The sequence below is a fragment of the Noviluteimonas caseinilytica genome, assembly GCF_018406605.1.
Classification (GTDB): domain Bacteria; phylum Pseudomonadota; class Gammaproteobacteria; order Xanthomonadales; family Xanthomonadaceae; genus Noviluteimonas; species Noviluteimonas caseinilytica.
Genome location: NZ_AP024545.1, coordinates 2,627,724 through 2,651,388 on the forward strand (window position 1 = coordinate 2,627,724; position 23,665 = coordinate 2,651,388).

Below are 23,665 nucleotides of genomic sequence, written 5' to 3' on the forward strand. Positions count from 1 at the left end.
GGAGGTCGCGATGGATCGCGTGCATGGACGCTGGATGGCGTGGACCTTGGCGTGCGCCGCACTCTGGTCATCGATGGCGAGCGCGTCGGTGCGCAAACCTCCGCGCACTGGCGGAAACCAGGCAGCGATCATCGTGCCCGATGCGGTGTCCGATCGCGTGGGCGCAACCGCCGGGGCCTTTCGCGTCGATGAGTCCGGTGCGGCGACGTACACGATTCCGTTGCAGGGCGTACCTGGCGCAGCAGGCCTGGCGCCCGTGCTGTCGCTCGCGTACTCCAGCCATGGCGGCGACGGCGCCATGGGCAAAGGCTGGTCCATCGCAGGCACGTCGCGCATCGTCCGTTGCCGCGCAACGCGCGAGGCCGGCGATTTCATCGTCGATGGCATTGCAACGGATGGCGTTTCCGCGCCGATCGCCTTCGACGCCAGCGATCGCCTGTGCCTCGATGGACAACGCTTGCTGCCGGCCCCGGCGGGCAGTGCCGCATGTCGAAGCGTCGCGGGCATGCAGGTCGCGCAACTGCGTACCGAGATCGAATCATTCCGCCGCGTCTGCGCGTACTCGGCTGCAGGCCCGTCACGCGGCCCTGCCTTCATCACCGTCGAGCGCCCCGACGGCACGATGGCGTGGTATGGCGATCGCGACAACGCAGGCGCGGCGAACCGGCCCGACGGATTCATCGAAAGCACGACGCCGGGCCACGAAGCCGCAGCGATCGCGTGGGCGCAAGTGCGGTTGCAGGACACGTCGGGCAACTACATTGACTGGACGTACCTGGAGAATCCAGAAGGCCCGGGCGAAGGCGAACACCTGCTCCAGGGCGTGCACTACACCGGCAAGCTGGCGTTGCCCGGGCAGTCGTTGGTGCTGTCGCCGTTCGCGTCGTTCGAATTCCGCTACGAGCGCTTGCCGAAGGCTGCCTGGCAACGACGTTTCGCTGCAGGCGGCGCGCTCGTGCAGACGCGGCGGCTGGCCTCGGTGGTCGCTTGCACGCGATCCGCCACGGTCTGTGCGACAGCGGAACAGGCGCGCGCGTACCAGTTCGCATACGCGCCCAGTCCGTCGGGCAGCGGGGTCGACACGCTGCAACACGTGCAGGAATGCCGCAACGACAGCGGCGCGACCTGCCTTGCGCCGACGCAGTTCACCTGGAGCGCGGCGCAGCATTCGCTCGAAGCGACGCCCGCCTGGCACCCTGCGGGCTTCGGCAGCGCGTCGAAGTTCGAGGGCTTCAAGTTGGGCGACGTCGACGGCGATGGGCGTCCGGACATGGTCTGGTTGAAGGATGGCGCGCCCGGGGAATCCTGCCCGACCGAACACGTGATGGTGAGCTTCGGCGAACGCGACGCGGCTGGCCGGCAAGGATTCGCGCCCGGCGTGTTCTCGGGATGCACGTCGACCGAGCTATCCGCGCTGGGCGAGGGCGCGTGGCAGCTGTTCGACTACACCGGGGACGGGCGCGACGACTTGTTCCTGGCGGGTACGGGGCGCTGGCGCCTGCATCCGTCGAAGGGGCGGGAAGGCGCGCCGATCGACACGACGCAGGACCTGCTTGCCGACACATTCATTCCGCAACTTGCGACCTCCACCAGCGGCGCGCACCCGCAATTGGCCGACCTCAACGGCGACGGCCTGCTCGACATCGTGTACTCCTACAACGGATTGCAGGCGAGATTGATGTCTCGCGAAGCGACCGGATGGTCCTGGGGCCACGAGCGCACGATCGGATTCGCGCCTGAAGCGCCGCTGCCGTGCCCGGAGGCGGCGAGTGCCGGGAAGTGCACGCAGTCCGCGCCCCGCGCCTGGAATCCGGAGACGCTGCGCCTGCTCGACTTCGACGGCGACGCGGCGACCGATCTCCTGCTCGCGATCGGACAGTCCTGGCAGGAGTACGAGCCCTGCACGCGCATTCCGCACGGCGACTGCGGCACGCGTGCGAGTCGTGACCTGCTGTTCGCCCACCGCGTGTCGGGCATCACGCCGTCGACGATCACGCTAGCGCGCAGCAGCGGTTCCTTGATGGACGATCGCAAACGCGATGCGCGCGTGTTGCCGGGCGACGTCAATGCCGATGGCCTGACCGACCTCGTGTACGAGGGCGTGGTCGACGGCAAGTGGGCCGTGGCATTGAACACCGGGCAGGGTTTCCTCGCGCCATTGTCGGTCGGTGTATTGCCGCGGCCCGCCTCCGTCCGCCTGGTGGACATCGACGGCGACGCGCGCAGCGAACTCGTGTTCGTCGATGCGCGGCCCGACGGCACGTTCCGCTTCCGCATGCGGCGCGCGTTGGGCGGTGGTGGTTTCGGGGCTGACGCGGACATCCCCGGCAATGGCGCCTATGCCTGCATCGGGCAGCCTTGCGATCCGGATCGTTACGCGCACGCCTTCGCGGACCTGGATGCAGACGGCTCGCCGGACTACTTCGCGCTGCAGATCGCCGAGCAGCCCGTGTTCCTCCTGGCGCAACCAGGCAGCGCGGCGCGTGGGCGGCCCCGCGACATCGTCATCGACGTGCGCAACGGGTTGGGGGCAAGGACATCGATCGATTACGTCGCGCTGGCGAACGGCGGCGTGCACAAGCGGGGATCGAACGCGCGCGACACGGTGTCGTCCGGTCGCGGCGCACCAGTGTCGGACCTCGGGGGTTCGATGCCGATCGTCGCGCGCGTGTCGAGCAGCGCCCCGCAGGCCGATGCGCCAGCCGCCATGGCGACCGTGCATTACCGCTACGCCGGCGCACGCATGCAATCCGGCGGCCGTGGATTCCTCGGGTTCGCCTCGATCGAAACCCTGGAGGCGAACGCAGCGGACGCGACGGTTTCCACGACGACGCGGTACCACCAGGCATTTCCTTTCACCGGGCAACCTGCCAGCAGCGAGACCCGCCTGCAGGTCGCCGGTTTCGACCCCGGGCCGTGCTTGTCCGATCCCGTGGCCAATGCATGCTTCGGATCGCCGGGGAGTGCATCGTGGCCGAGCACCGGTCGTCGCGTGTCGCTTGTGACGCAGACGTGGTCGAGCGAGACATCCGCAGCCGCGATGGGCATCCCTTTCACGCAGGGCGTGCAACTGCCGGTGCACGTGCGCGCATCGGCAAGTGAAGTGATGCATGACGATCCGGAATCCGGCGCGCCGTTGCGCCGCATACGAACGACGGTGCAGCACGGGCCCCACGGCAACGTCGTCGAGTCGCGCGTTCAGACCTTCCCCGGGGCTGGGCATGCATGGATGGCGACGCAAGTCACGCACGCGTCGTACTCGGATGACCCGGCGCGCTGGCTGCTCGGGCGCGTGCGCGAATCGACGGTGACGCACCAGCGTCCCGGCATGCCCGACGTCGTACGCACGGTGACACACCGTTACGATGCCGCCGGCCTGCTGGTAGGAGAGACCACGCAACCCGGAACCACGCTTGCGCTCGAGCGCGTCGATGTCCGCGACGAGCGCGGCAATGTGGTCGCGACGCATGCCTGCGGCGGCGGCGGGCGCTGCATGGCGTCGGACGAATTCCATGCCGACGATCCATTTGCCGTCCAGCGCACGACGCGCACCGTGTTCGATGCTGCGGCTCGGTATCCGGTCGCGACGCGCGCGTTGTTCAACGCCGGCGGGGGCGTTGCCGCAGAGCGCGATGTGATGCGCGTGCTCGCGCGGGATGCGCTCGGTGCGGCCACGCACTCGGTCGACGCGAACGGGACCGATACCGGCGCGGTCCACGGCGCACTCGGACGGCCGTATTACACCTGGCTGGAAAGCGTGCCGGGCAGCGTGCCGGGCGCGCCAGCCGGCGGCGTCGAGCGCTACACGACATATCGCTGGTGTGGCGCAGGCGCGTCCGCGGTGTCGTGTCCGGCGGGCGCTGCCTACCGTCGGCGCGTGGTGACGGAAGGCGCGCCCGGCGCGTGGTCGTATTTCGATGTGCTCGATCGCGTCGTGCTGGACGTCGTCCAGGCCTTGGGCGCGCAAGGCGACGGACGAGCGCTCGCCGGCACGTGTACCGCCTACGATGCGAAAGGCCGGACCACGGACGTGTCCGCGCCGTTCTTCCTGTCGGCGTCCATCGAATCACTGGATACGGCAGCGTTGACCACGGCTTGCGCAACGTCCCAGCGCGCATGGACGCGCACGACGTTCGATGCCCTCGGGCACGCGCTGCGCATCGTCCAGCCCGACGGCGCGGAAACGCGCATCGCGCGCACGGGCCTGTCGACGCGCACCACGAACCCGCTCGGCCACGTCACGACGAAGCTGCGTAACGCGCTCGGCGAGGTGCAGGCCGTGGTGGATCCGGGTGGGCATCTGTTGTCGTTCGAGCACGAGGCCGACGGGGCGCTCCGCCAAGTTGTCCGCGACGCCGGACGTGGGCCGGTGGTCCACGCCTTCACGTACGACGCGCAACGGCGCAAGCGACGCCAGGACGATCCCGACAGCGGCACCACCCACTTCGACTACAACGCATTGGGAGAACTGATCGCGCAGACGGATGCATCGGGCCATCGCATCGAACACCACCGCGATGGGCAGGGTCGCGTGCATCGAAAGCGTGTCGTTGCCGCCGACGGCAGCCTCGAGTCGGAATCGGAATTCATTTTCGACACGGCGCCGTCCGGCCTGGGCCTGCTGCACCAGGAACGCGTGACAGGCACGTACCTCGCATGGCGCGGCGCAGCCGAAATGGCGCTCTCGTTTTCCCGGACGCTGACCTACGACGGGTTGGGCCGCCCGACCGAGCGGCGCACGGAGGTCGACGGCGTCCCGTATTCCAGCCGCATCGTGTACGACGCGCTAGGTCGCGCGTGGAAGTCGCAGGATCCCAGCGGCGGATGGGACAAGCGCGTATTCGACGCATCGGGATTCCTTGTGGCGTCCTGCATTAGCGAAGCGACCGACACCACGCCCGGCTGCGCGCAGCCCCATCGTCGCGTCCTGGCTGGCGATGCGCGCGGTCGTCCAACCCGGCAGCGACTCGGATCGCAGCAAGCGGTCGAACTCACGCATGAGTACGACCCGTTCGGCGGACGACAGCTTCGCGCTTGCGCGGGTCGCGCAGGCACGGGCACGTGTGATCTGTTCGATGACACGCTTGCATGGGATGCAGCGGGCAACCTGGCGGAACGCGTGCGTCCCGGCTTCACGGAGCGCTTCGTGCATGACGCGCTGGATCGCCTCGTCGAGGCACGCGCCTCGGGTCCCGGCATCGACGCACGCCAGCGCTTCACCTATGACGCGATCGGCAACCTGTGTCGGGCGGACGTCGCGTCGATCGTGCGCGATTCGCATTACGCGGGCCGGGCGGGCTGTGGTGTCGGCGGGCTGCCGGGCAGCGGTGCGGAGCCGGCGCACGGGGCAGGGCAGGCGCTGCGCATCGGCGACTACGTGTATGCGTTCGACGCGCGCGGCAACCAGGTCGAGCGTCGACCGATGCCCGGCGGCACGTCACCGGAGCGGCGCGTGCACTACGCCCTCGACGATCGCCCGCACGAGATCACGCTCGGCCCGGTGGCGTCGCCGACGCAGCGGACGCGCCTCTGGTACGGGCCGGACGGCGTGCGCTACAAGCAGGAAACGGGCGGCCGCGTCGTGCTGTCGATCGACGGCGTGGACATCGAACGCGTCGGCGCCCACGTGGTGTTTCGTCGCACCGTGGCACCCGGCGTCGTGCTCGAAACCCATGCCGCAGGTATGCAGGAACGCATCCTGATCCACGATCACCTGGGATCGGTCGCACGCGTCCTGGATCGCGCGGGGGCCATGATCGATGCGCGGGACTGGTTCGCGTTCGGCGAACCCCGTCGCCACGACGCGCCCGGGACACGCGATGTGCGCCCGTTCGACTTGGGCGCCGCGCAAGGATTCACCGGGCACGCGCATCTCGGCACGCCGCACGCGCTGCAGATCGTGCACGCCAATGGCCGCCTGCTGGATCCGTGGGATGGTCGCTTCCTGCAACCCGATCCCTTCGTCGTCGCGCCGGCGTCCGCAGTGGGATGGCAGGCCTACGCGTACGCGAACAACGCACCGCTCGCGTGGACCGATCCCACAGGCCTGTGGGGCCAGCGCGAGCAGGATGCGTTGCGCGGCGTGATCGCCCTGGGGATCACTTTCTGGACGGGCGGCGTCGCGGGTGCGGCGCTCGCCGCCGGCAATGTCGGCACGGCTTTCACCGTGGCGATGGCCGGCGGGTTCGCATCGGGCATGGTCGCGTCGAACGGCGCGTGGCGCGCAGGTGTGGCCGGCGCGTTCGGCGCGGGCCTCTCGATCGGCATGCATGTGGCGGGCGTGGACGGGTCGTCCGCGTGGGCGGCGCGCGCCGTGGGCGGGGGTGCCGTCGAAGTGCTGCAAGGCGGCACGTTCGGTCATGGCTTCGTTGCTGCGGGCGTCTCGGGCGCGCTCATGCCACAGGTCGGGCGTATCGATCACATCGTCGTGCGCGGCGTTGCAGGGGCGTTGCTGGGAGGTGCGATCTCGGAGGCGACCGGTGGGCGCTTCGCCAACGGCGCGGCATCGGCGGGATTGCAGGCTGCACTGGCGGGGATCGCGCCGCGTTACGCAGACGTCCCGAGCGAAGACGCACGCTTGCTCGCCTACGCGCGCGATACGTACGCACCCGGGCACGCGGACTTGCTTGAAACCGTCGACCAATCGAACGGATTCTCGATGTCGGTCTATCGAGATGGCGAAGGCGTGGTCGCCGCGATGCGCGGCAGCGAAGGCGGCATGTTGCGCGGCGGCGATTGGTGGGGCACGAATTACCCGCAGGCGCTCGGGTTGCGCGTGGGCCAATATCGCAGCGCGCTGCACGCAGCGCAGTACGTGCATGCGAAATACGGCGACGGTGTGGTGTTCACAGGTCACTCGCTAGGCGGCGGTCTCGCTTCGTTGGCGGCGGTCGCCACGGGTCGTCAAGCGATCACGTTCAACGCAGCCGGCGTGCATCCCGGGACGTTGTCGCGGCTCGGACTACGCAGTGCAGGCGCGAGCGCGAACGCACTCGTCCGTTCCTATCGTTCCGGCTCCGACATCCTCAGCCTGTTCCAGGCCGCGACGCCATTCCCCGATGCGCTTGGTCGTCCCAGCTGGATCGCGCCTGCAGGTCGCCATGGCATCCCTGGCCTCTGCAAAGGAGTCGAAAACAGTGGCTGTTGAACTATTCCGCGCGAAACCGCCGCGCACTGATCCGCTTCAACAACTCGCGGAATACCCACACCTGCACCTTCTGCTTCCACGACCCCGCCCCCCGCACATGCGGCAACGGCACCGTCGCTTCACTCGGCACCGCCAGGTTGCGCGCCAGCAACGCCGTGCGCCCGGCCTCCGACGGTTTCGCCAGGAACACGTACTGGAACGCATGCCGCGTCCCCGCGTCATCCAGCAATTCCACCGCCGTGATCAGTTCCTGCTGCAGGCCCATCCCGTACTCGCGGCCCACCACGTCGATCGGCTGCCCCACCTGGTACAGCTTCTCCAGCGCCAGCCCCGTATCCGCGAGCAGGTGCGCAATCCCCTCGCGCGTGAAGAAGCGCAGGTGCGTGCGATCCAGGATCCCGCGGTCTTCGTAATCGAACCGCCCCGCCAGCAACATCGCACGCACGCTGCCATGCGCCATGTTCGGCAACGACACCACCACGCTGCCGCCGGGCGCCATGTGCCGCAGCGCGCGTTGCAGCGCCGCCGCCGGATCCACCATGTGCTCCAGCACGTCGCCGAAGATCAGCACGTCGAAGCGAACGTCCGGATTCGCGTCGAGGTAATCGTCCAGTCCGCCGGTCCACACCGACGACAACACGCGCGTGGCCTCGGCGGCCGCATCCGGATCCGGCTCGACGCCCACCACCGTGTGCCCGCGCGCCACCAGCGACGCGCCGAGATACCCGGACGAACACCCGACCTCCAGCATCGACAACCGCGGTTGCCCGCCCGACACCGCGAGTTCGTGCAGCAACGTGTGCGAATTGTTGCGCTCGCCCAGGTCCACGACCGCCTGGTACTTGATCCCCTCGTCGCTCATGTCTTCGCCATCCAGAAGAAGACCGCCGCCATGCGTTTGTCCGCGAGTTCGCGCCCGTGGTACGCCGTCGCGCTGTGCAACAGGTTGGCGCGATACAAGAGCAGGCGATTGAACCTGTGCGGCACGCGCACGTCCTCGACGAACGAATCCGCCGGCACGAACCGCGTACCCAGCGCCTGCACGAGTGTCTCGTTCGGCGGCATCACCATGTTCCCGCCACGCTGTCCGCCCGGCATGCGCTGGCGGAAGAAACTGGTCCCGCAGTCGTCGGGCACGTCGGGATTGAGGTACAGCACCGCGGCAAACCGGCACAGCGCGCGCGAATCCGTATGCGGCCGCGATTCGCATTCGTCCGCGCCCACCACCTGGATGCAGTTGTGGTTGAGCTGCGCGCCATCCGGCGCCGTCTCCACCCACAACTTCGTCGCACCCGTGGCCTCGCGCACCAGCGCTTCGACGCGGGCCAGTTCCCCGGCCTCCAGCCCCGGCATCACGCGCATCCCCGGCCAGCTTTCCGGCGCATGGGGATAGCCCGGCACCCAATCGGTCCGGGCGAGGGTGCGTGCGCGCACGGCGGCCGCATCCGGCAGGACATCGTCGAACACCCAGTAATCGCGGCCCGGCGTGGGCGTGCGATAGGGGAGCATCGGGAGCGGGCGGCGGGGCTGGACGGCAGGCATGCGGCCGATCATACGGGCGCGCGCCCGGGGCGCGACCCCCCATTCGGCACGTGTGGCGGGGGCGGCGCGGTAAACTCCCGCGCTTCCAACGAAGGACCATACCGATGCGTCGCAGGATCGTGGCGGGGAACTGGAAACTGCACGGCGACCGCGCGTTCGCGTGCGCGCTGGTGGAAGAGATCGCCGCGGTCCCGGCTCCGTCGGGCGTCGAGCGCATCGTGCTGCCGCCGCTGCCGTACCTGAGCGAGCTGGTCGAGCACTTCGGCCCCCGCGCGGTGGCCTTCGGCGCGCAGGACGTCAGCGTGAACGAGAAGGGCGCCTATACCGGCGAGGTCTCGGCCGCGATGCTGAAGGACGTGGGCGCCGCGTATGGCCTGGTCGGCCATTCCGAGCGCCGGCAGTTCCACGCCGAATCCAACGAACTGGTGGCCCGCAAGTTCTTCGCGGCCAAGCGCGCCGGCCTGGTGCCGATCCTCTGCGTGGGCGAATCGCTGCATGAACGCGAGGCCGGCCAGACCGAATGGCGCATCGAACAGCAGCTCGAACCGGTCTTCGCCGAAGGCGGCCCCGAGGCCCTGGCGGGCGCGATCATTGCGTACGAACCGGTCTGGGCCATCGGCACCGGCCGCACCGCCACCCCCGAGCAGGCCCAGGCGGTGCATGCATTCATCCGTGGCGAGGTCGCGGCACGCTCTGCTACCATCGCCGGCTCGCTGCCGATCCTCTACGGAGGCAGCGTCAAGCCCGACAATGCGCAGGCGCTGTTCTCGCAGCCCGACGTCGACGGCGGGCTGGTGGGTGGCGCGTCATTGGTCGCCCGGGATTTCCTTGCCATCGCCGCAGCCGCGGCGACGGCCTGACCGCAAGGCTGCTGCATTCCGATGTTGTCGACCATTCTCAACGTGGTGTACGTCCTGATCGCGATCGCCATGATCGCGCTCATCCTCATGCAGCGGGGCGCGGGTGCGCAGGCCGGTTCCGGCTTCGGCGCGGGCGCTTCGGCGACCGTGTTCGGTTCGCGCGGCGCCGGCAACTTCCTGTCCAAGAGCACGAAGTACCTGGCGATCCTGTTCTTCCTGATCAGCATGGGCATGGCCTACATGGCCGTGCACAAGGCAGGCCCGAAGGCCGGCCCGAACCAGCCGGTCGCGCAGGACCTGGGCCTGATGTCGTCGGTCCCGGCCGCGCCGGCCACCGCCGCGCCGTCGGGTTCCGCGGTCCCGGTCGCGCCGACGACGAATACTTCGGTCCCGACGGCCCCGGCCGCGGCGACCACGGTCGTGCAACCCGCGACGACGCAGCCCGCCACCACGGCGCCTGCGACGACGCAATCGCCGAAGACGCCTACGCAGGGCGGCTGATAGCGATTACAATGCGCGACTCCGCAGCGCATGCGCTGCGGGAACCTGATTGCCCAGGTGGCGGAATTGGTAGACGCACTACCTTGAGGTGGTAGCGACGCAAGTCGTGGGGGTTCGAGTCCCCCCTTGGGCACCATACGCAGCAACTCAGACGACGCCGGTCCAACCCTGCAGGGGACACCGGCCGTCGGACTGGAACGAGAGGTCCGAGCGTGCTGGCCGAATACCTGCCGACCCTGCTGTTCCTGATCGTCGCCACCGGTATCGGCGTCGCCCTCATCATCATCGGCAACGTGCTGGGGCCCAAGCGCCCGAGCGCCGAGAAACTTTCCCCGTACGAATGCGGCTTCGCGGCCTTCGAGGACGCGCGGATGCAGTTCGACGTCCGCTATTACCTGATCGCGATCCTGTTCATCGTGTTCGACCTGGAAATCGCGTTCGTCTTCCCGTGGGCGCTCGTGTTCCGCGAACTGGGCGTGTTCGGCCTGGTGGAGATGGGCGTGTTCCTCGCGCTGCTGGTGATCGGTTTCGTCTACGTCTGGAAGAAGGGTGCGCTGGAATGGGAGTGATCCAGACTGTTTCGGGGTTGATGCACAACCCGCTGCCGGAAGATCGCGTCGGCGACATCCTGCGGCCGGAAGGCGAGAACCCGCTGCTGCAGCAGGGCTACGTCACGACGAGCATGGATGCGCTGTGGAACTGGGCGCGCACCGGCTCGATGTGGCCGATGACCTTCGGCCTGGCTTGCTGCGCGGTCGAAATGATGCACGCCGGCGCCGCGCGCCTGGACCTCGACCGTTACGGCGTCGTGTTCCGTCCTTCGCCGCGCCAGTCCGACGTGATGATCGTCGCCGGCACGCTCGTCAATAAAATGGCCCCGGCGCTGCGCAAGGTCTACGACCAGATGCCCGACCCGAAGTGGGTCATCTCGATGGGCAGCTGCGCCAATGGCGGCGGTTACTACCATTACTCGTACGCCGTCGTGCGCGGTTGCGATCGCATCGTGCCCGTCGACATCTACGTGCCGGGTTGCCCGCCGACCGCCGAAGCGCTGGTCTACGGCATCCTGCAGTTGCAGAAGAAGATCCGCCGCAACGAAACGCATCCCTTCCGCAAGAAGGAAGCAGCGTCGCCGGAGCTGAGCGCATGAGCACGGCGGAGTTCGGCGAGCGCCTGCGCGCGCATTTCACCGACGCTGCCTGGGCCGGCGCGAAGTTCGACGTGGTGCAGCCGCGCAACGAAATCACGCTCGACGTCGCCCCCGACCGCTGGCACGACGCCTGCCGCGCGCTGCGCGACGACTTCGGCTTCGAGCTGTGCATGGACGTGTGCGGCGTGGATTACCTCGGCTACGGCATCGACGAGTGGGACACCACCGACGTGTCGTCCGAAGGCTTCAGCCGCGGCGTCGAAGGCCGCGGCCCGGGCCGCTTCAAGTACGGCGAAGCGCCGAGCGTCGCGGGCCTGGAATCGGGCCGCCGCTACGCGGTCGTCGCGCACCTGTTGTCGATGCAGCACAACCTGCGCATCCGCGTGCGCTGCTTCGCCGCCGACGACACGATGCCCGTCGTGCGTTCGGTCGTGGACCTGTGGCCGGGCGCCAACTGGTTCGAGCGCGAAGCGTTCGACATGTTCGGCATCCTGTTCGAAGGCCACCCGGACCTGCGCCGCATCCTCACCGACTACGGTTTCGTCGGCCACCCGTTCCGCAAGGACTTCCCGCTGATCGGCAACGTCGAAGTGCGTTACGACGCCGAGAAGCAGCGCGTGGTGTACGAACCGGTCACCTCCGTCGAACCGCGCGTCCTCGTGCCGCGCGTGATCCGCGACGACGCGCGTTACGCCACGGCAGCAGGCGAGGGCGGCGACTTGCGTCCGCACAGCGCCGGCCGCGCGCAGCGCTCGGTGCCGTCGAGCACGGAGGCCAAGGAATGAACGCCCGCCTGTTGCCCCCCGTGAACACCGCGACCTCCGGCCTCAACAACGCCGAGATCCGCAACTACACGCTCAACTTCGGCCCGCAGCATCCGGCCGCGCACGGCGTGCTGCGCCTGATCCTCGAAATGGACGGTGAAATCGTCCAGCGCGCCGATCCGCACATCGGCCTGCTGCATCGCGGCACCGAGAAGCTCGTCGAATCCAAGCCCTACAACCAGTCGATCGGCTACATGGATCGCCTGGATTACGTGTCGATGATGTGCAACGAGCACGCCTACGTGCGCGGCATCGAAACGCTGCTGGGCATCGAAGCTCCCGAACGCGCGCAGTGGATCCGCACGATGTTCGACGAGATCACGCGCATCCTGAATCATCTGATGTGGGTGGGCTCCAACGCGCTCGACCTCGGCGCGATGGCGGTGTTCCTGTACGCCTTCCGCGAACGCGAAGAGCTGATGGACGTGTACGAAGCGGTGTCGGGCGCGCGCATGCACGCCACGTATTACCGCCCCGGTGGCGTGTACCGCGACCTCCCGGACCGCATGCCGCAGTACCGCGAATCGCCGTGGAAGAAGGGCGGCAAGCTCAAGCGCTTCAACGAGTGGCGCGAAGGCTCGATGCTCGACTACCTGGAAGCCTTCACCAAGGACTTCCCCAAGCGCGTCGACGAATACGAAACGCTCCTCACCGAGAACCGCATCTGGAAGCAGCGCACCGTCGGCATCGGCGTCGTGTCGCCCGAGGATGCGCTGGCGTGGGGCATGAGCGGCCCGATGGTGCGCGGCTCCGGCCTTGCGTGGGACCTGCGCAAGAAGCAGCCCTACGCCAAGTACGCCGAAGTCGACTTCGACATTCCGCTCGGCACCAACGGCGACTGCTACGACCGCTACCTGGTGCGCGTCGCCGAAATGCGCCAGTCCAACCACATCATCGAACAGTGCGTGCGCTGGCTGAAGGCCAACCCGGGCCCGGTGATGCTGGACAACTACAAGGTCGCGCCTCCCTCCCGCGAGGAGATGAAGGACGACATGGAAGCGCTGATCCACCACTTCAAGTTGTTCACCGAAGGCTACTGCGTCCCCGCGGGCGAAACGTATTCCGCGGTGGAAGCGCCCAAGGGCGAATTCGGCGTGTACCTGGTCAGCGACGGCGCCAACAAGCCGTTCCGCTGCAAGCTGCGCGCGCCGGGCTTCGCGCACCTGTCGTCAATGGACCACGTCGTGAAGGGCCACATGCTGGCCGACGTGGTCGCGATGATCGGCACCTACGACGTGGTGTTCGGCGAGATCGATCGCTGAACCCGTGTGGCAATGAATCGAGCAAGGCACTGATCCGATGAGAGCGACCGGCAATTTCGAGAACGCGCGCAACGTGGACCCGCAGCAGGTGCTGTCGGACGCCACGCGGGCGCACATCGATCACTGGCTGACCAAGTTCCCCGCCGACCGCAAGCGTTCGGCCGTGCTGCAGGGCCTGCACGCCGCGCAGGAACAGAACGGCGGCTGGCTCAGCGACGAACTGATCGCCGCGGTGGCAAAGTACCTCGACCTGCCGCCGGTGTGGGCGTACGAAGTCGCCACGTTCTATTCGATGTTCGAGACGCAGAAGGTCGGCCGCCACAACGTCGCCTTCTGCACCAACATCAGCTGCTGGCTCAACGGCGCCGAAGACCTGGTCGCGCACGCGGAGAAGAAACTCGGCTGCAAGCTGGGCGAATCCACGAGCGACGGCCGCGTGTTCCTCAAGCGCGAAGAAGAGTGCCTCGCCGCGTGCTGCGGCGCGCCGATGATGGTCATCAACGGCCACTACCACGAGAAGCTGACGCCCGAGAAGGTCGACGCCCTCCTGGACGGGCTGGAGTAATCGCAATGGCCGGCCACTCCCATTACAGCGATCCCACCGGTCCCGTCGGCCCCGCGCCGCAGGAGCACAACGTCGTCTACACGACGCTGCACTTCGACAAGCCGTGGTCGTACGACAATTATTTGAAGACCGGCGGTTATTCCGCGCTGCGCAAGATCCTCGAAGAGAAGATCGAGCCGGCGGCGGTGATCGAGATGGTCAAGGCCTCGGGCCTGCGCGGCCGCGGCGGCGCGGGCTTCCCCACCGGCCTGAAGTGGTCCTTCATGCCGAAGGGCCCGGGCACCAAGTACATCCTGTGCAACTCGGACGAATCCGAACCCGGCACGGCGAAGGACCGCGACATCCTGCGCTACAACCCGCACGCGGTGATCGAAGGCATGGCGATCGCGTGCTACGCCACCGGTTCCACCGCGGCGTACAACTACCTGCGCGGTGAATTCCACCACGAGCCCTTCGAGCATCTCGAAGAGGCCACGCGCGAAGCGTATGCCAACGGCTGGCTCGGCAAGAACGTGCTCGGCACGGGCGTCGACATCGACCTGTACAACGTGCTCGGCGCCGGCGCCTACATCTGCGGCGAAGAAACCGCGCTGATGGAATCGCTGGAAGGCAAGAAGGGCCAGCCGCGCTACAAGCCGCCGTTCCCGGCCAACTTCGGCCTGTACGGCAAGCCGACGACGATCAACAACACCGAAACCTACGCGTCCGTGCCGGCGATCATCCGCAACGGCGCGGAGTGGTTCCTCAACCTCGGCAAGCCGAACAACGGCGGGCCGAAGGTGTTCTCGGTGTCGGGGCATGTCGCCAAGCCAGGCAATTTCGAAATCCGCCTCGGCACGCCGTTCTCCGAACTCCTGCAGCTCGCCGGCGGCATCCGCAACGGCCACAAGCTCAAGGCCGTCATCCCCGGCGGTTCGTCGATGAAGGTCCTGCCGGCCGACGCGATGATGGCCTGCACGATGGATTACGACTCGATCCAGAAGGCCGGTTCGGGCCTGGGGTCGGGCGCCGTCATCGTGATGGACGAAACCACCTGCATGGTGCGCGCGTGCCAGCGCATCGCGCGCTTCTACTTCAAGGAAAGCTGCGGCCAGTGCACGCCGTGCCGCGAAGGCACCGGCTGGATGTACCGCATGCTCACGCGCATCGTGGAAGGCAAGGCCACGCTCGACGACCTGCAGATGCTGCGCGCCGCCGCGGGCCAGATCGAAGGCCACACCATCTGCGCGTTCGGCGAAGCCGCCGCGTGGCCGGTGCAGGGCTTCCTGCACCACTTCTGGGACGAATTCGAATACGCCATCGTCAATGGACGCTTCCTGGTCGACGACCAGCGCGCCGGCACGGTGGTCCCCAAAGAGGACGTTGCCGCATGAGCGCCGTCGTGAACACTGGTTCGGAGCCGGACATCACCAAGCCCGTCGTGCCCGAAGGCCACGTCGCCATCGAGATCGACGGCGTCGCGATGACAGCGCCGAAGGGCTCGATGATCATCCAGGCCGCCGACAAGGCCGGCATCCCGATCCCGCGCTTCTGCTACCACGACAAGCTCAGCGTCGCGGCCAACTGCCGCATGTGCCTGGTGGAAGTCGAGAAGATGCCGAAGCCCGCGCCCGCGTGCGCGACGCCGGTGATGGACGGCATGAAGGTCGTCACGCGCAGCGACAAGGCGTTGAAGTCGCAGCGCAACGTGATGGAATTCCTGCTGATCAACCATCCGCTCGACTGCCCCATCTGCGACCAGGGCGGCGAGTGCGAACTGCAGGACCTCTCGCTCGGCTACGGCCGTTCGGTCTCGCGCTTCAGCGAACGCAAGCGCGTGGTGGCCGACGAAGATTTCGGCCCGCTGGTCGCCAGCGACATGACCCGCTGCATCCAGTGCACGCGCTGCGTGCGCTTCACCGCGGAAGTGGCCGGCACGTACGAACTCGGCGGCATGCTGCGCGGCGAGAACCTGCAGATCGGCACCTACGACGGCAAGCCGCTGACGACGGAACTCTCCGGCAACGTCATCGACGTGTGCCCGGTCGGCGCGCTGACCAACAAGGTGTTCCGCTTCAAGGCGCGCCCGTGGGAACTGGTGGCGCGCGAATCGCTGGGCTATCACGACGCGCTCGGCAGCAATCTCTTCCTGCACGTGCGCCGCGGCGAGATCCTGCGCACCGTGCCGCGCGACAACGATGCGGTGAACGAGTGCTGGCTCTCGGACCGCGATCGCTATTCGCACCAGGGCCTGTACGCGGCCGATCGCGCCAACGTGCCGCTCGTCCGCGACGGCGATACGTTCCGCGAAGCGTCGTGGGAAGAAGCGCTGGCCAAGGCCGCGAAGATCCTGCGCGACAACGGCGGCGACCAGGTCGGCGTGCTCGTGCATCCGGCCACGTCCAACGAAGAGGGCGCGTTGCTCGCGCGCCTCGCCGAAGGCCTGGGCACCGGCAACCTCGACCACCGCATCGCGCAGCACGACCTGTCCGACGGCGCGGTGGCCGAAGCGTTCGGCATGCCGGTGTCCGAGATCGAGAACGCGGACGCCATCGTCCTCGTCGGCACGCACCTGCGCCACGAACTCCCGCTGCTGCACCAGCGCCTGCGCCAGGCGCAGCGCAAGGGCGCGCGCATCCACATGGTCAACCCGGTCGCGTTCGATGTCGCCTTCGAACTGGCGTCGTCCACGATCGTGCCGCCGTCGCAGCTCGCGACCGCGCTGGCCGGTGTGGACCTGGGTGATGCGAAGCGTGCCGTCGTGATCGTCGGTGCCGTCGCGGAACTCGGCGACCACGCCGCGGCCGTGCGTGCCGCCGTGCGCGGCTTCGCTTCGGCCAACAACGCCGCCATCTGCCGCATTCCGCAGGGCGCGAACGCGCTGGGCCTGGCGCGCATGGGCGTGCTGCCGACGGCGCGCGATGCGAAGGCCATGCTCGCCGACGCCCGCAGCGCGTACGTGATCTACGGCATCGAACCCGGCCTGGATTTCGCCGACCAGAAGAGCGCGCTCGACGCGTTGTCGCGTGCGCAGGTCGTGGCCTTCAGCCATTACGCGTGCGAATCCACGCGCAAGGTTGCCGACGTGATCCTGCCGATCGGCGCGCTGCCGGAAGTCGATGCGTCGATGACCAACCTCGACGGCCGCGACCAGGGCGGCGTCGCGGGCGGCAAGCTGCCGGGCCAGGCGCGCCAGGGCTGGCGCGTGCTGCGCGCGCTCGGTGGCGACCTCGGCGTGCCGGGGTTCGAGTTCACGCATTTCGACGGACTGCGCGCCGGCATGCAGCCGCGCAAGGTCGACGTCGCGAAGGGCGAAGCCCCCGCGCACGCACAGCCGCACGGCGCCGGGCTTGAAGTCGTCGCGTCGCAGGCGATCTACCGCACCGACGGCACCGTGCGTCGCGCCGAAGCGCTGCAGGCGCATCCGCTCACGCTGGGCGCGCGCATCGTGCTGCATCCGGAAGACGCGGGCGCCGCCGGCGTGCATGCCGATGGCGTGGCGAAGGTCGCCACCAACGCGGGCACGGCCACGTTGCCGGTTGCGGTGAGCGACAAGGTCGCGCGCGGCTGCGCGTGGGTCGAATCGGGTTACGGCGCCACGGCCGCGCTGCTGTCGGGCAACGTCGAGGTGCGACGCGCATGATGTACGTCGATCTGTTCCGCGACTGGATGCTCTCGCTCGGCGTGATCGGCGCGCTGGCGTGGATCGTGCTGAAGATCCTGCTGATCGCCGTGCCGGTGATCCTGGGCGTGGCCTTCTACGTGGTGTGGGAGCGCAAGCTGATCGGCTGGATGCACGTGCGCCACGGGCCGATGTACGTGGGCAAGGGCATCCTCCAGGCCTTCGCCGACGTGTTCAAGCTGCTGTTCAAGGAAGTGGTGCAGCCCACGGTGGCGCAGCCCTTCCTGTATCGCCTCGCGCCGCTGATCGCGCTGGTGCCGGCGTTCGCCGCGTGGGCGGTGATCCCGTTCGACGCGCAGGTGGTGCTGTCGAATGCGAACGCGGGCCTGCTGTACCTGCTGGCGATGACCTCGCTCGGCGTGTACGGCATCATCCTCGCGGGCTGGGCGTCCAACTCCAAGTACGCGTTCCTCGGCGCGATGCGCGCCGCGGCGCAGGTGGTGTCGTACGAGATCTCGATGGGCTTCGCGCTGGTCGGCGTGCTCATCGCGGCCGGCAGCCTCAACCTCTCGGAGATCGTGATGGCGCAGGCGGGCAACGCCGGCCTGTTCGAGTGGTTCATGTGGCCGCTGTTCCCGTTGTTCATCGTGTACTTCGTGTCCGGCGTGGCCGAGACCAACCGCGCGCCGTTCGACGTGGTGGAAGGCGAATCGGAAATCGTCGCCGGCCACATGGTCGAGTACTCCGGTTCGCAGTTCGCGCTGTTCTTCCTGGCCGAGTACGCCAACATGCTGCTCGTCAGCGTGACGACGTCGATCTTCTTCCTCGGCGGCTGGCTGAGCCCGTTCCATGGCCTCGGCATCCCGTTCCTGTCCGCTGACGGCTGGTGGTGGCTGGCGCCGAAGGTCTTCTTCTTTGCGAGCTGCTTCATCTGGTTCCGCGCGTCCTTCCCGCGCTACCGCTACGACCAGATCATGCGACTGGGCTGGAAGGTGTTCATCCCGGTCACCATCGCGTGGATCTTCGTCACCGCGCTGCTCGTCCACTTCAACGTGTTCACGAAGGGGCTGTGACGCGCATGACTCGCATCGTCTCGTTCTTCAAGAGCCTGCTGCTCGTCGAGCTGATGCAGGGCCTCGGGCTGACGCTCAAGTACCTGTTCCGCCCGAAGTACACGCTGATGTACCCGATGGAAAAGACGCCGCAGTCGCCGCGCTTCCGCGGCCTGCACGCGTTGCGCCGCTACGCCAACGGCGAAGAGCGCTGCATCGCGTGCAAGCTGTGCGAGGCCGTGTGCCCGGCGCTGGCGATCACCATCGATTCGGAACAGCGCGCCGACGGCACCCGCCGCACCACGCGCTACGACATCGACCTGTTCAAGTGCATCTTCTGCGGGTTCTGCGAAGAATCCTGCCCGGTGGACTCGATCGTCGAGACGCACATCCACGAATACCACTTCGACAAGCGCGGGCAGAACATCGCCACCAAGCCGCAGCTGCTGGCCCTCGGCGATCTGCTCGAGCCCGAGATCGCCGCGCGCCGCGCCGCCGACGCCCCGTTCCGCTGAGCCCGAGACTTATGGATTTCCCCACGCTCGCCTTCTACGCCTTCGCCGCCACGGCCGTCATGGCCGCCGTCGGCGTGATCAGCATGAAGAACCCGGTGCACGCAGCGCTGCTGCTGGTGTTCACGTTCTTCTCGGTCGCTTGCACCTGGATCCTCGCCGGCGCCGAATTCCTCGGCATCGCCCTGATCCTGGTGTACGTGGGCGCGGTGATGGTGCTGTTCCTGTTCGTCGTGATGATGCTCGACATCGACGTGGCCCCATTGCGCGAAGGCTTCGTGCGCTACCTGCCGCTCGGGCTGGTCGTCGCGGTCGCGATGCTGGTGGAGATCTGCACGCTGATCGGCGTTCGTCTGCTGTCGGCCAATCCGCTGGCGCCCGACGCCGCGGCCACCGCCAACATCCCCAACACCACGTGGCTGGCGCGTTCGCTGTTCACCGATTTCCTGCTGCCCTTCGAAGTGGCGGCGGTGATCCTGACGGTCGCGGTCGTCGCCGCGGTGATGCTGACCCTGCGCCGCCGCACCGGCGTGAAGCACCAGGATCCGTCGGCCCAGGCGCGCGTGCGTGCGTCGGACCGCCTGCGCATGGTCAAGATGGAATCGGAGGGCAAGCGATGATCGGCCATCTCGCCCTCGGGCACTTCCTGGCGCTGGGCGCCGTGCTGTTCTGCATCAGCCTGGCCGGCATCTTCCTCAACCGGAAGAACGTGATCGTGCTGCTGATGTCGATCGAGCTGATGCTGCTCGCGGTCAACATCAACTTCGTCGCGTTCTCGCGCGAGCTGGGCGATCCGTCGGGCCAGGTGTTCGTGTTCTTCATCCTCACGGTGGCCGCGGCCGAGGCCGCGATCGGCCTGGCGATCCTGGTCACGCTGTTCCGCAACCGGCGCACGATCAACGTCGCCGAACTCGATACGTTGAAGGGCTGACGGGCGATGGGCACCGAAATCGTGATCTCCAAGTCCGTCCTGCTGGCCATCGTGCTCGCGCCGCTGCTCGGCGCGATCCTCGCCGGCCTGTTCGGCAAGCGCATCGGTCGCGTCGGCGCGCACACCGTCACCATCGGCGGCGTGGCGATCGCCTGCGGCCTGTCGATGTACGTGCTGTGGCAGCTGGTGGGGCAGGGCGCGGTGCCGTTCAACCAGAACGTCTACACGTGGTTCGAGATCGGCGCGTACAACGCGCATGTCGGCTTCATGGTCGACAAGCTCACCGCGATGATGATGGTCGTGGTCACGTTCGTGTCGCTGCTGGTGCACGTCTACACCATCGGCTACATGGAAGAAGACCCGGGCTACCAGCGCTTCTTCAGCTACATCTCGCTGTTCACCTTCTCGATGCTCATGCTGGTGATGAGCAACAACTTCCTGCAGCTGTTCTTCGGCTGGGAAGCGGTGGGCCTGGTGTCGTACCTGCTGATCGGCTTCTGGTTCAAGCGCCCGAGCGCGATCTTCGCCAACCTCAAGGCGTTCCTGGTCAACCGCGTCGGCGACTTCGGCTTCCTGCTGGGCATCGCTGCGGTGCTGTACTGGTTCGGCACGCTCGACTACGCCACCGTCTTCGCCAACGCGCCGACGATCGTGGGCCAGACCACCGAAGTGTTCTCCGGCCATCCCTGGTCGGTCGCCACGCTGATCTGCGTGTGCCTGTTCATCGGCGCGATGGGCAAGTCGGCGCAGGTGCCGCTGCACGTGTGGCTGCCCGATTCGATGGAAGGCCCCACGCCCATCTCCGCGCTGATCCACGCCGCGACCATGGTGACCGCGGGCATCTTCATGGTGGCGCGCATGTCGCCGCTGTTCGAGCTGTCGCCGGCGGCGCTCAACTTCGTGCTCTTCATCGGCGCGACCACCGCGTTCTGGACGGGCCTGATCGGCATCGTGCAGAACGACATCAAGCGCGTCGTCGCGTATTCCACGCTGTCGCAGCTGGGGTACATGACGGTGGCGCTGGGCGTGTCGGCGTATTCGGCCGGCGTGTACCACCTGATGACGCACGCGTTCTTCAAGGCGCTGCTGTTCCTCGGTGCGGGCTCGGTGATCATCGGCATGCACCACGAGCAGGACATGCGCCGCATGGGCGGCCTGAAGAAGTACATGCCCATCACCTACTGGACGATGGTGATCGGCACGCTGGCGCTGGTGGGCACGCCGTTCTTCAGCGGCTTCTATTCGAAGGACACCATCATCGAAGCGGCGATGGAGCATTCGCACGAAGCCGGCAACTGGGTCGCGACGTACGCGTACTGGGCCGTGCTGCTGGGCGCGTTCGTCACCTCGTTCTACAGCTTCCGTTTGCTCTACCTCACCTTCCACGGCCGCGAACGCTTCAACGATCCGGTGCCGGACCACTACATCGCGCCGGAAGCGGATTCGACCGAGCACGAGGCCTCGCTGGCCGCCGAGCACGGCGACGCGGCGCACGCGCACGATGATCATGCGCACGACGACCACGGCCACGGCCATGGTCCGCACACGCCGCACGAATCGCCGTGGGTGGTGACGATCCCGCTGATCCTGCTGGCGATCCCGTCGATCCTCATCGGCTTCTTCACCGCCGGTCCGATGCTGTTCGGCAAGGACTGGAGCGGCGCGCACGAACGCCTGCCGTACTTCCTCGGCGCGATCCAGATGCCGGAGCACGGCGTGATGGCGAAGCTGGGCGAGGAATTCCACGGCGCGATCGCGTTCGCGTTGCACGGCTTCATGGCGCCGGCCTTCTTGCTCGCCTTCACCGGCTTCGCGCTCGCCACCTTCCTGTACCTCGTCCGCCCCGAGCTCCCCGCGAAGATCGCCCACGCCCTGCGTTGGCCGGTGCGCGTGCTCGAGCGCAAGTACTACATGGACGACCTGTGGATCGACGGCTTCGCCGGCGGCGGCATCGCGCTGGGCAAGGCCTCGCGCGCGGTCGACAGCAAGGTGATCGATGGCGTGGCGGTGAACGGCAGCGCGCGGGTGGTCGACTTCGTGTCGGGCCTGGTGCGCCACGTGCAGTCCGGCTACCTGTACCACTACGCCTTCGCGATGATCGTCGGCCTGATCGCGCTGCTGGCGATCATCTACAAGCTCTGGACCTGACGGTCCGGCCGCTCACCAAACTTTGCACGGAATCGAAGACGTGGCGAACGCGCCCCTCCTGAGTCTCCTGATCTGGCTGCCGATGCTCGGCGGCGTGCTGGCGCTGCTGGCGGGCAACACCCGTCCGCAACTGGCGCGCTGGATCGCGCTCGCCACGTCGATGGTGGTGCTGCTGCTGAGCATCCCGCTGATCACCACCTTCGACCGCGGCAACGCGGCGATGCAGTTCCTCGAACTGCACAACTGGATCCCGGCCTACGACATCCGCTACGCGCTGGGCGCGGACGGCATCTCGGTCGCGCTGATCGGGCTGACCACGCTGACGACGGTGCTGGTGCTGATCGGCGCGTGGGGCTCGATCGACACGCGCGTGAGCCAGTACGTCGCCGCGTTCCTGATCCTCGAAGGCCTGATGATCGGCGTGTTCGCCGCGATGGACGCGATGCTGTTCTACGTGTTCTTCGAGGCGATGCTCATCCCGATGTTCATCATCATCGGCGTGTGGGGCGGGCCGCGCCGCGTGTACGCGTCGATCAAGTTCTTCCTGTACACCTTCCTCGGGTCGGTGTTCATGCTGGTCGGCATCATCTACCTGTACCTCAAGGGCGGCAGCTGGCAGCTGGCCGACATGGCGGCGCTGCCGCTGACGATGAAGGAACAGGCGTGGCTGTTCTTCGCGTTCCTCGCCGCGTTCTCGGTGAAGGTGCCGATGTTCCCGGTGCACACGTGGTTGCCGGACGCGCACGTCGAGGCGCCCACCGGCGGCTCGGTGGTGCTGGCGGCGATCATGCTGAAGATCGGCGGATACGGCTTCCTGCGCTTCACCCTGCCGATCGTGCCGGATGCCGGCCACGAGTACGCATGGGTCGTCATCGCGCTGTCGCTGATCGCGATCCTCTACATCGGCCTGGTCGCGCTGGTCCAGGACGACATGAAGAAGCTGATCGCGTATTCGTCGATCTCGCACATGGGCTTCGTCACGCTGGGCACGTTCATCGCGTTCTCGCTGGTGCGCGACACGGGCAACCTCGACGCCGCGCGCCTCGGCCTGCAGGGCGCGATGGTGCAGATGATTTCGCACGGTTTCATTTCCGGCGCGATGTTCTCGTGCGTCGGCGTGCTGTACGACCGCATGCACTCGCGCATGATCCGCGACTACGGCGGCGTGGCGAACGTGATGCCGTGGTTCGCGATGTTCATGGTGTTCTTCGGCATGTCCAACGCGGGCCTGCCGGGCACGTCGGGCTTCATCGGCGAGTTCATGGTGATCCTGGCCAGCTTCCAGCAGCACCCGCTGCTCGCCTTCGCCGGCGCCACCACGCTGATCGTGGGCGCGGCGTACACGCTGTGGCTGGTCAAGCGCGTGATCTTCGGCGAGGTGGGCAACGCGCACGTCGCCGAGCTCGAAGACATCAATCCGCGCGAGTGGATCGTGCTCGGCGTGTTCGCGATCGGCGTGCTCGCCCTCGGCGTGTATCCCAAGCCCCTGACCGACCTGATGGAGCCCTCCATCGCGCAGCTCGCCAGCCAGCTGGCGGCGTCCAAGCTCTGAGAGACACCGAACGCATGA

The 23,665-nt window shown here is 67.6% G+C and carries 18 protein-coding genes and 1 tRNA gene; 17 read left to right on the forward strand and 2 right to left on the reverse strand.

The features are described from left to right. The first annotated feature begins 10 nt into the window (after positions 1-10). A complete protein-coding gene (locus LYSCAS_RS12705; protein ID WP_213434397.1) occupies positions 11-7,147 on the forward strand; it encodes an FG-GAP-like repeat-containing protein in 7,137 nt (2,378 codons plus the stop codon). 1 nt (position 7,148) lies between these two features. Here LYSCAS_RS12705 and LYSCAS_RS12710 read toward each other — a convergent pair whose 3' ends face one another. Both LYSCAS_RS12710 and LYSCAS_RS12715 read right to left on the reverse strand, forming a co-directional pair. After that, entirely contained in the window at positions 7,149-8,009 is an 861-nt protein-coding gene (locus LYSCAS_RS12710) for a class I SAM-dependent methyltransferase (RefSeq protein WP_213434398.1), read from the reverse strand. Beyond that, positions 8,006-8,689, reverse strand: coding sequence for a DUF6445 family protein (locus LYSCAS_RS12715; RefSeq protein ID WP_213434399.1), 684 nt, complete (start codon positions 8,687-8,689; stop codon positions 8,006-8,008). The genes LYSCAS_RS12710 and LYSCAS_RS12715 overlap by 4 nt, the downstream gene beginning before the upstream one ends. Before the next feature lie 104 nt (positions 8,690-8,793). On the opposite strand from LYSCAS_RS12715, the gene tpiA reads away from it, so the two are divergent. The 16 genes from tpiA to LYSCAS_RS12795 all read left to right on the forward strand — a co-directional run bounded on the left by tpiA (position 8,794) and on the right by LYSCAS_RS12795 (position 23,647). Then, positions 8,794-9,549 carry a triose-phosphate isomerase gene (tpiA, locus tag LYSCAS_RS12720; RefSeq protein ID WP_213434400.1) on the forward strand — a complete coding sequence of 252 codons (756 nt, stop codon included), beginning with the start codon at positions 8,794-8,796 and terminating at the stop codon, positions 9,547-9,549. Positions 9,550-9,570: 21 nt separating this feature from the next. Further along, the gene (gene secG / locus LYSCAS_RS12725) at positions 9,571-10,050 is read left to right on the forward strand and encodes a preprotein translocase subunit SecG (RefSeq protein WP_213434401.1); all 480 of its coding nucleotides are present in this window, start codon (positions 9,571-9,573) and stop codon (positions 10,048-10,050) included. A gap of 51 nt (positions 10,051-10,101) precedes the next feature. Continuing rightward, positions 10,102-10,186 (forward strand) — tRNA-Leu (locus tag LYSCAS_RS12730). A 76-nt stretch (positions 10,187-10,262) separates the two neighbouring features. Continuing rightward, positions 10,263-10,619 (forward strand): NADH-quinone oxidoreductase subunit A, encoded by a 357-nt coding sequence (locus LYSCAS_RS12735; protein ID WP_213434402.1) that lies wholly within the window; start codon positions 10,263-10,265, stop codon positions 10,617-10,619. Beyond that, entirely contained in the window at positions 10,610-11,200 is a 591-nt protein-coding gene (locus LYSCAS_RS12740) for a NuoB/complex I 20 kDa subunit family protein (RefSeq protein ID WP_213434403.1), read from the forward strand. The genes LYSCAS_RS12735 and LYSCAS_RS12740 overlap by 10 nt, the downstream gene beginning before the upstream one ends. Next, positions 11,197-11,985 (forward strand): NADH-quinone oxidoreductase subunit C, encoded by a 789-nt coding sequence (locus LYSCAS_RS12745; protein WP_213434404.1) that lies wholly within the window; start codon positions 11,197-11,199, stop codon positions 11,983-11,985. Before LYSCAS_RS12740 ends, LYSCAS_RS12745 begins: the two co-directional genes overlap by 4 nt. Continuing rightward, entirely contained in the window at positions 11,982-13,286 is a 1,305-nt protein-coding gene (locus LYSCAS_RS12750) for an NADH-quinone oxidoreductase subunit D (RefSeq protein ID WP_213434405.1), read from the forward strand. Before LYSCAS_RS12745 ends, LYSCAS_RS12750 begins: the two co-directional genes overlap by 4 nt. 37 nt (positions 13,287-13,323) lie before the next feature. Next, entirely contained in the window at positions 13,324-13,851 is a 528-nt protein-coding gene (nuoE, locus tag LYSCAS_RS12755; RefSeq protein ID WP_213434406.1) for an NADH-quinone oxidoreductase subunit NuoE, read from the forward strand. A 5-nt stretch (positions 13,852-13,856) separates the two neighbouring features. Further along, positions 13,857-15,224, forward strand: a complete 1,368-nt coding sequence (gene nuoF, locus LYSCAS_RS12760; protein WP_213434407.1) for an NADH-quinone oxidoreductase subunit NuoF — start codon at positions 13,857-13,859, stop codon at positions 15,222-15,224. Then, positions 15,221-17,473, forward strand: coding sequence for an NADH-quinone oxidoreductase subunit NuoG (gene nuoG / locus LYSCAS_RS12765; protein WP_213434408.1), 2,253 nt, complete (start codon positions 15,221-15,223; stop codon positions 17,471-17,473). The genes nuoF and nuoG overlap by 4 nt, the downstream gene beginning before the upstream one ends. Next, a complete protein-coding gene (nuoH, locus tag LYSCAS_RS12770; RefSeq protein ID WP_213434409.1) occupies positions 17,470-18,525 on the forward strand; it encodes an NADH-quinone oxidoreductase subunit NuoH in 1,056 nt (351 codons plus the stop codon). Before nuoG ends, nuoH begins: the two co-directional genes overlap by 4 nt. A gap of 5 nt (positions 18,526-18,530) precedes the next feature. Further along, positions 18,531-19,019: an NADH-quinone oxidoreductase subunit NuoI gene (gene nuoI, locus LYSCAS_RS12775; protein ID WP_213434410.1), complete on the forward strand. Its 489-nt coding sequence runs from the start codon at positions 18,531-18,533 to the stop codon at positions 19,017-19,019. Between the two features lie 11 nt (positions 19,020-19,030). Further along, complete coding sequence (locus LYSCAS_RS12780; protein WP_213434411.1) at positions 19,031-19,636, forward strand: NADH-quinone oxidoreductase subunit J; 606 nt, start codon at positions 19,031-19,033, stop codon at positions 19,634-19,636. After that, entirely contained in the window at positions 19,633-19,947 is a 315-nt protein-coding gene (gene nuoK / locus LYSCAS_RS12785; protein WP_213434412.1) for an NADH-quinone oxidoreductase subunit NuoK, read from the forward strand. Before LYSCAS_RS12780 ends, nuoK begins: the two co-directional genes overlap by 4 nt. Before the next feature lie 6 nt (positions 19,948-19,953). Next, positions 19,954-22,095 (forward strand): NADH-quinone oxidoreductase subunit L, encoded by a 2,142-nt coding sequence (gene nuoL / locus LYSCAS_RS12790; RefSeq protein ID WP_213434413.1) that lies wholly within the window; start codon positions 19,954-19,956, stop codon positions 22,093-22,095. Between the two features lie 40 nt (positions 22,096-22,135). Beyond that, positions 22,136-23,647 carry an NADH-quinone oxidoreductase subunit M gene (locus LYSCAS_RS12795; RefSeq protein WP_213434414.1) on the forward strand — a complete coding sequence of 504 codons (1,512 nt, stop codon included), beginning with the start codon at positions 22,136-22,138 and terminating at the stop codon, positions 23,645-23,647. The last annotated feature ends 18 nt before the right edge of the window (positions 23,648-23,665 follow it).

Excerpts from the sequence above, each read along its gene's own strand:
- LYSCAS_RS12705 (WP_213434397.1), top strand. The coding sequence starts at position 11 with ATGGATCGCGTGCATGGACGCTGGATGGCGTGGACCTTGGCGTGCGCC.
- LYSCAS_RS12710 (WP_213434398.1), bottom strand. The coding sequence starts at position 8,009 with ATGAGCGACGAGGGGATCAAGTACCAGGCGGTCGTGGACCTGGGCGAG.
- LYSCAS_RS12715 (WP_213434399.1), bottom strand. The coding sequence starts at position 8,689 with ATGCCTGCCGTCCAGCCCCGCCGCCCGCTCCCGATGCTCCCCTATCGC.
- tpiA (WP_213434400.1), top strand. The coding sequence starts at position 8,794 with ATGCGTCGCAGGATCGTGGCGGGGAACTGGAAACTGCACGGCGACCGC.
- secG (WP_213434401.1), top strand. The coding sequence starts at position 9,571 with ATGTTGTCGACCATTCTCAACGTGGTGTACGTCCTGATCGCGATCGCC.
- LYSCAS_RS12740 (WP_213434403.1), top strand. The coding sequence starts at position 10,610 with ATGGGAGTGATCCAGACTGTTTCGGGGTTGATGCACAACCCGCTGCCG.
- LYSCAS_RS12745 (WP_213434404.1), top strand. The coding sequence starts at position 11,197 with ATGAGCACGGCGGAGTTCGGCGAGCGCCTGCGCGCGCATTTCACCGAC.
- LYSCAS_RS12750 (WP_213434405.1), top strand. The coding sequence starts at position 11,982 with ATGAACGCCCGCCTGTTGCCCCCCGTGAACACCGCGACCTCCGGCCTC.
- nuoE (WP_213434406.1), top strand. The coding sequence starts at position 13,324 with ATGAGAGCGACCGGCAATTTCGAGAACGCGCGCAACGTGGACCCGCAG.
- nuoF (WP_213434407.1), top strand. The coding sequence starts at position 13,857 with ATGGCCGGCCACTCCCATTACAGCGATCCCACCGGTCCCGTCGGCCCC.
- nuoG (WP_213434408.1), top strand. The coding sequence starts at position 15,221 with ATGAGCGCCGTCGTGAACACTGGTTCGGAGCCGGACATCACCAAGCCC.
- nuoH (WP_213434409.1), top strand. The coding sequence starts at position 17,470 with ATGATGTACGTCGATCTGTTCCGCGACTGGATGCTCTCGCTCGGCGTG.
- nuoI (WP_213434410.1), top strand. The coding sequence starts at position 18,531 with ATGACTCGCATCGTCTCGTTCTTCAAGAGCCTGCTGCTCGTCGAGCTG.
- LYSCAS_RS12780 (WP_213434411.1), top strand. The coding sequence starts at position 19,031 with ATGGATTTCCCCACGCTCGCCTTCTACGCCTTCGCCGCCACGGCCGTC.
- nuoK (WP_213434412.1), top strand. The coding sequence starts at position 19,633 with ATGATCGGCCATCTCGCCCTCGGGCACTTCCTGGCGCTGGGCGCCGTG.
- nuoL (WP_213434413.1), top strand. The coding sequence starts at position 19,954 with ATGGGCACCGAAATCGTGATCTCCAAGTCCGTCCTGCTGGCCATCGTG.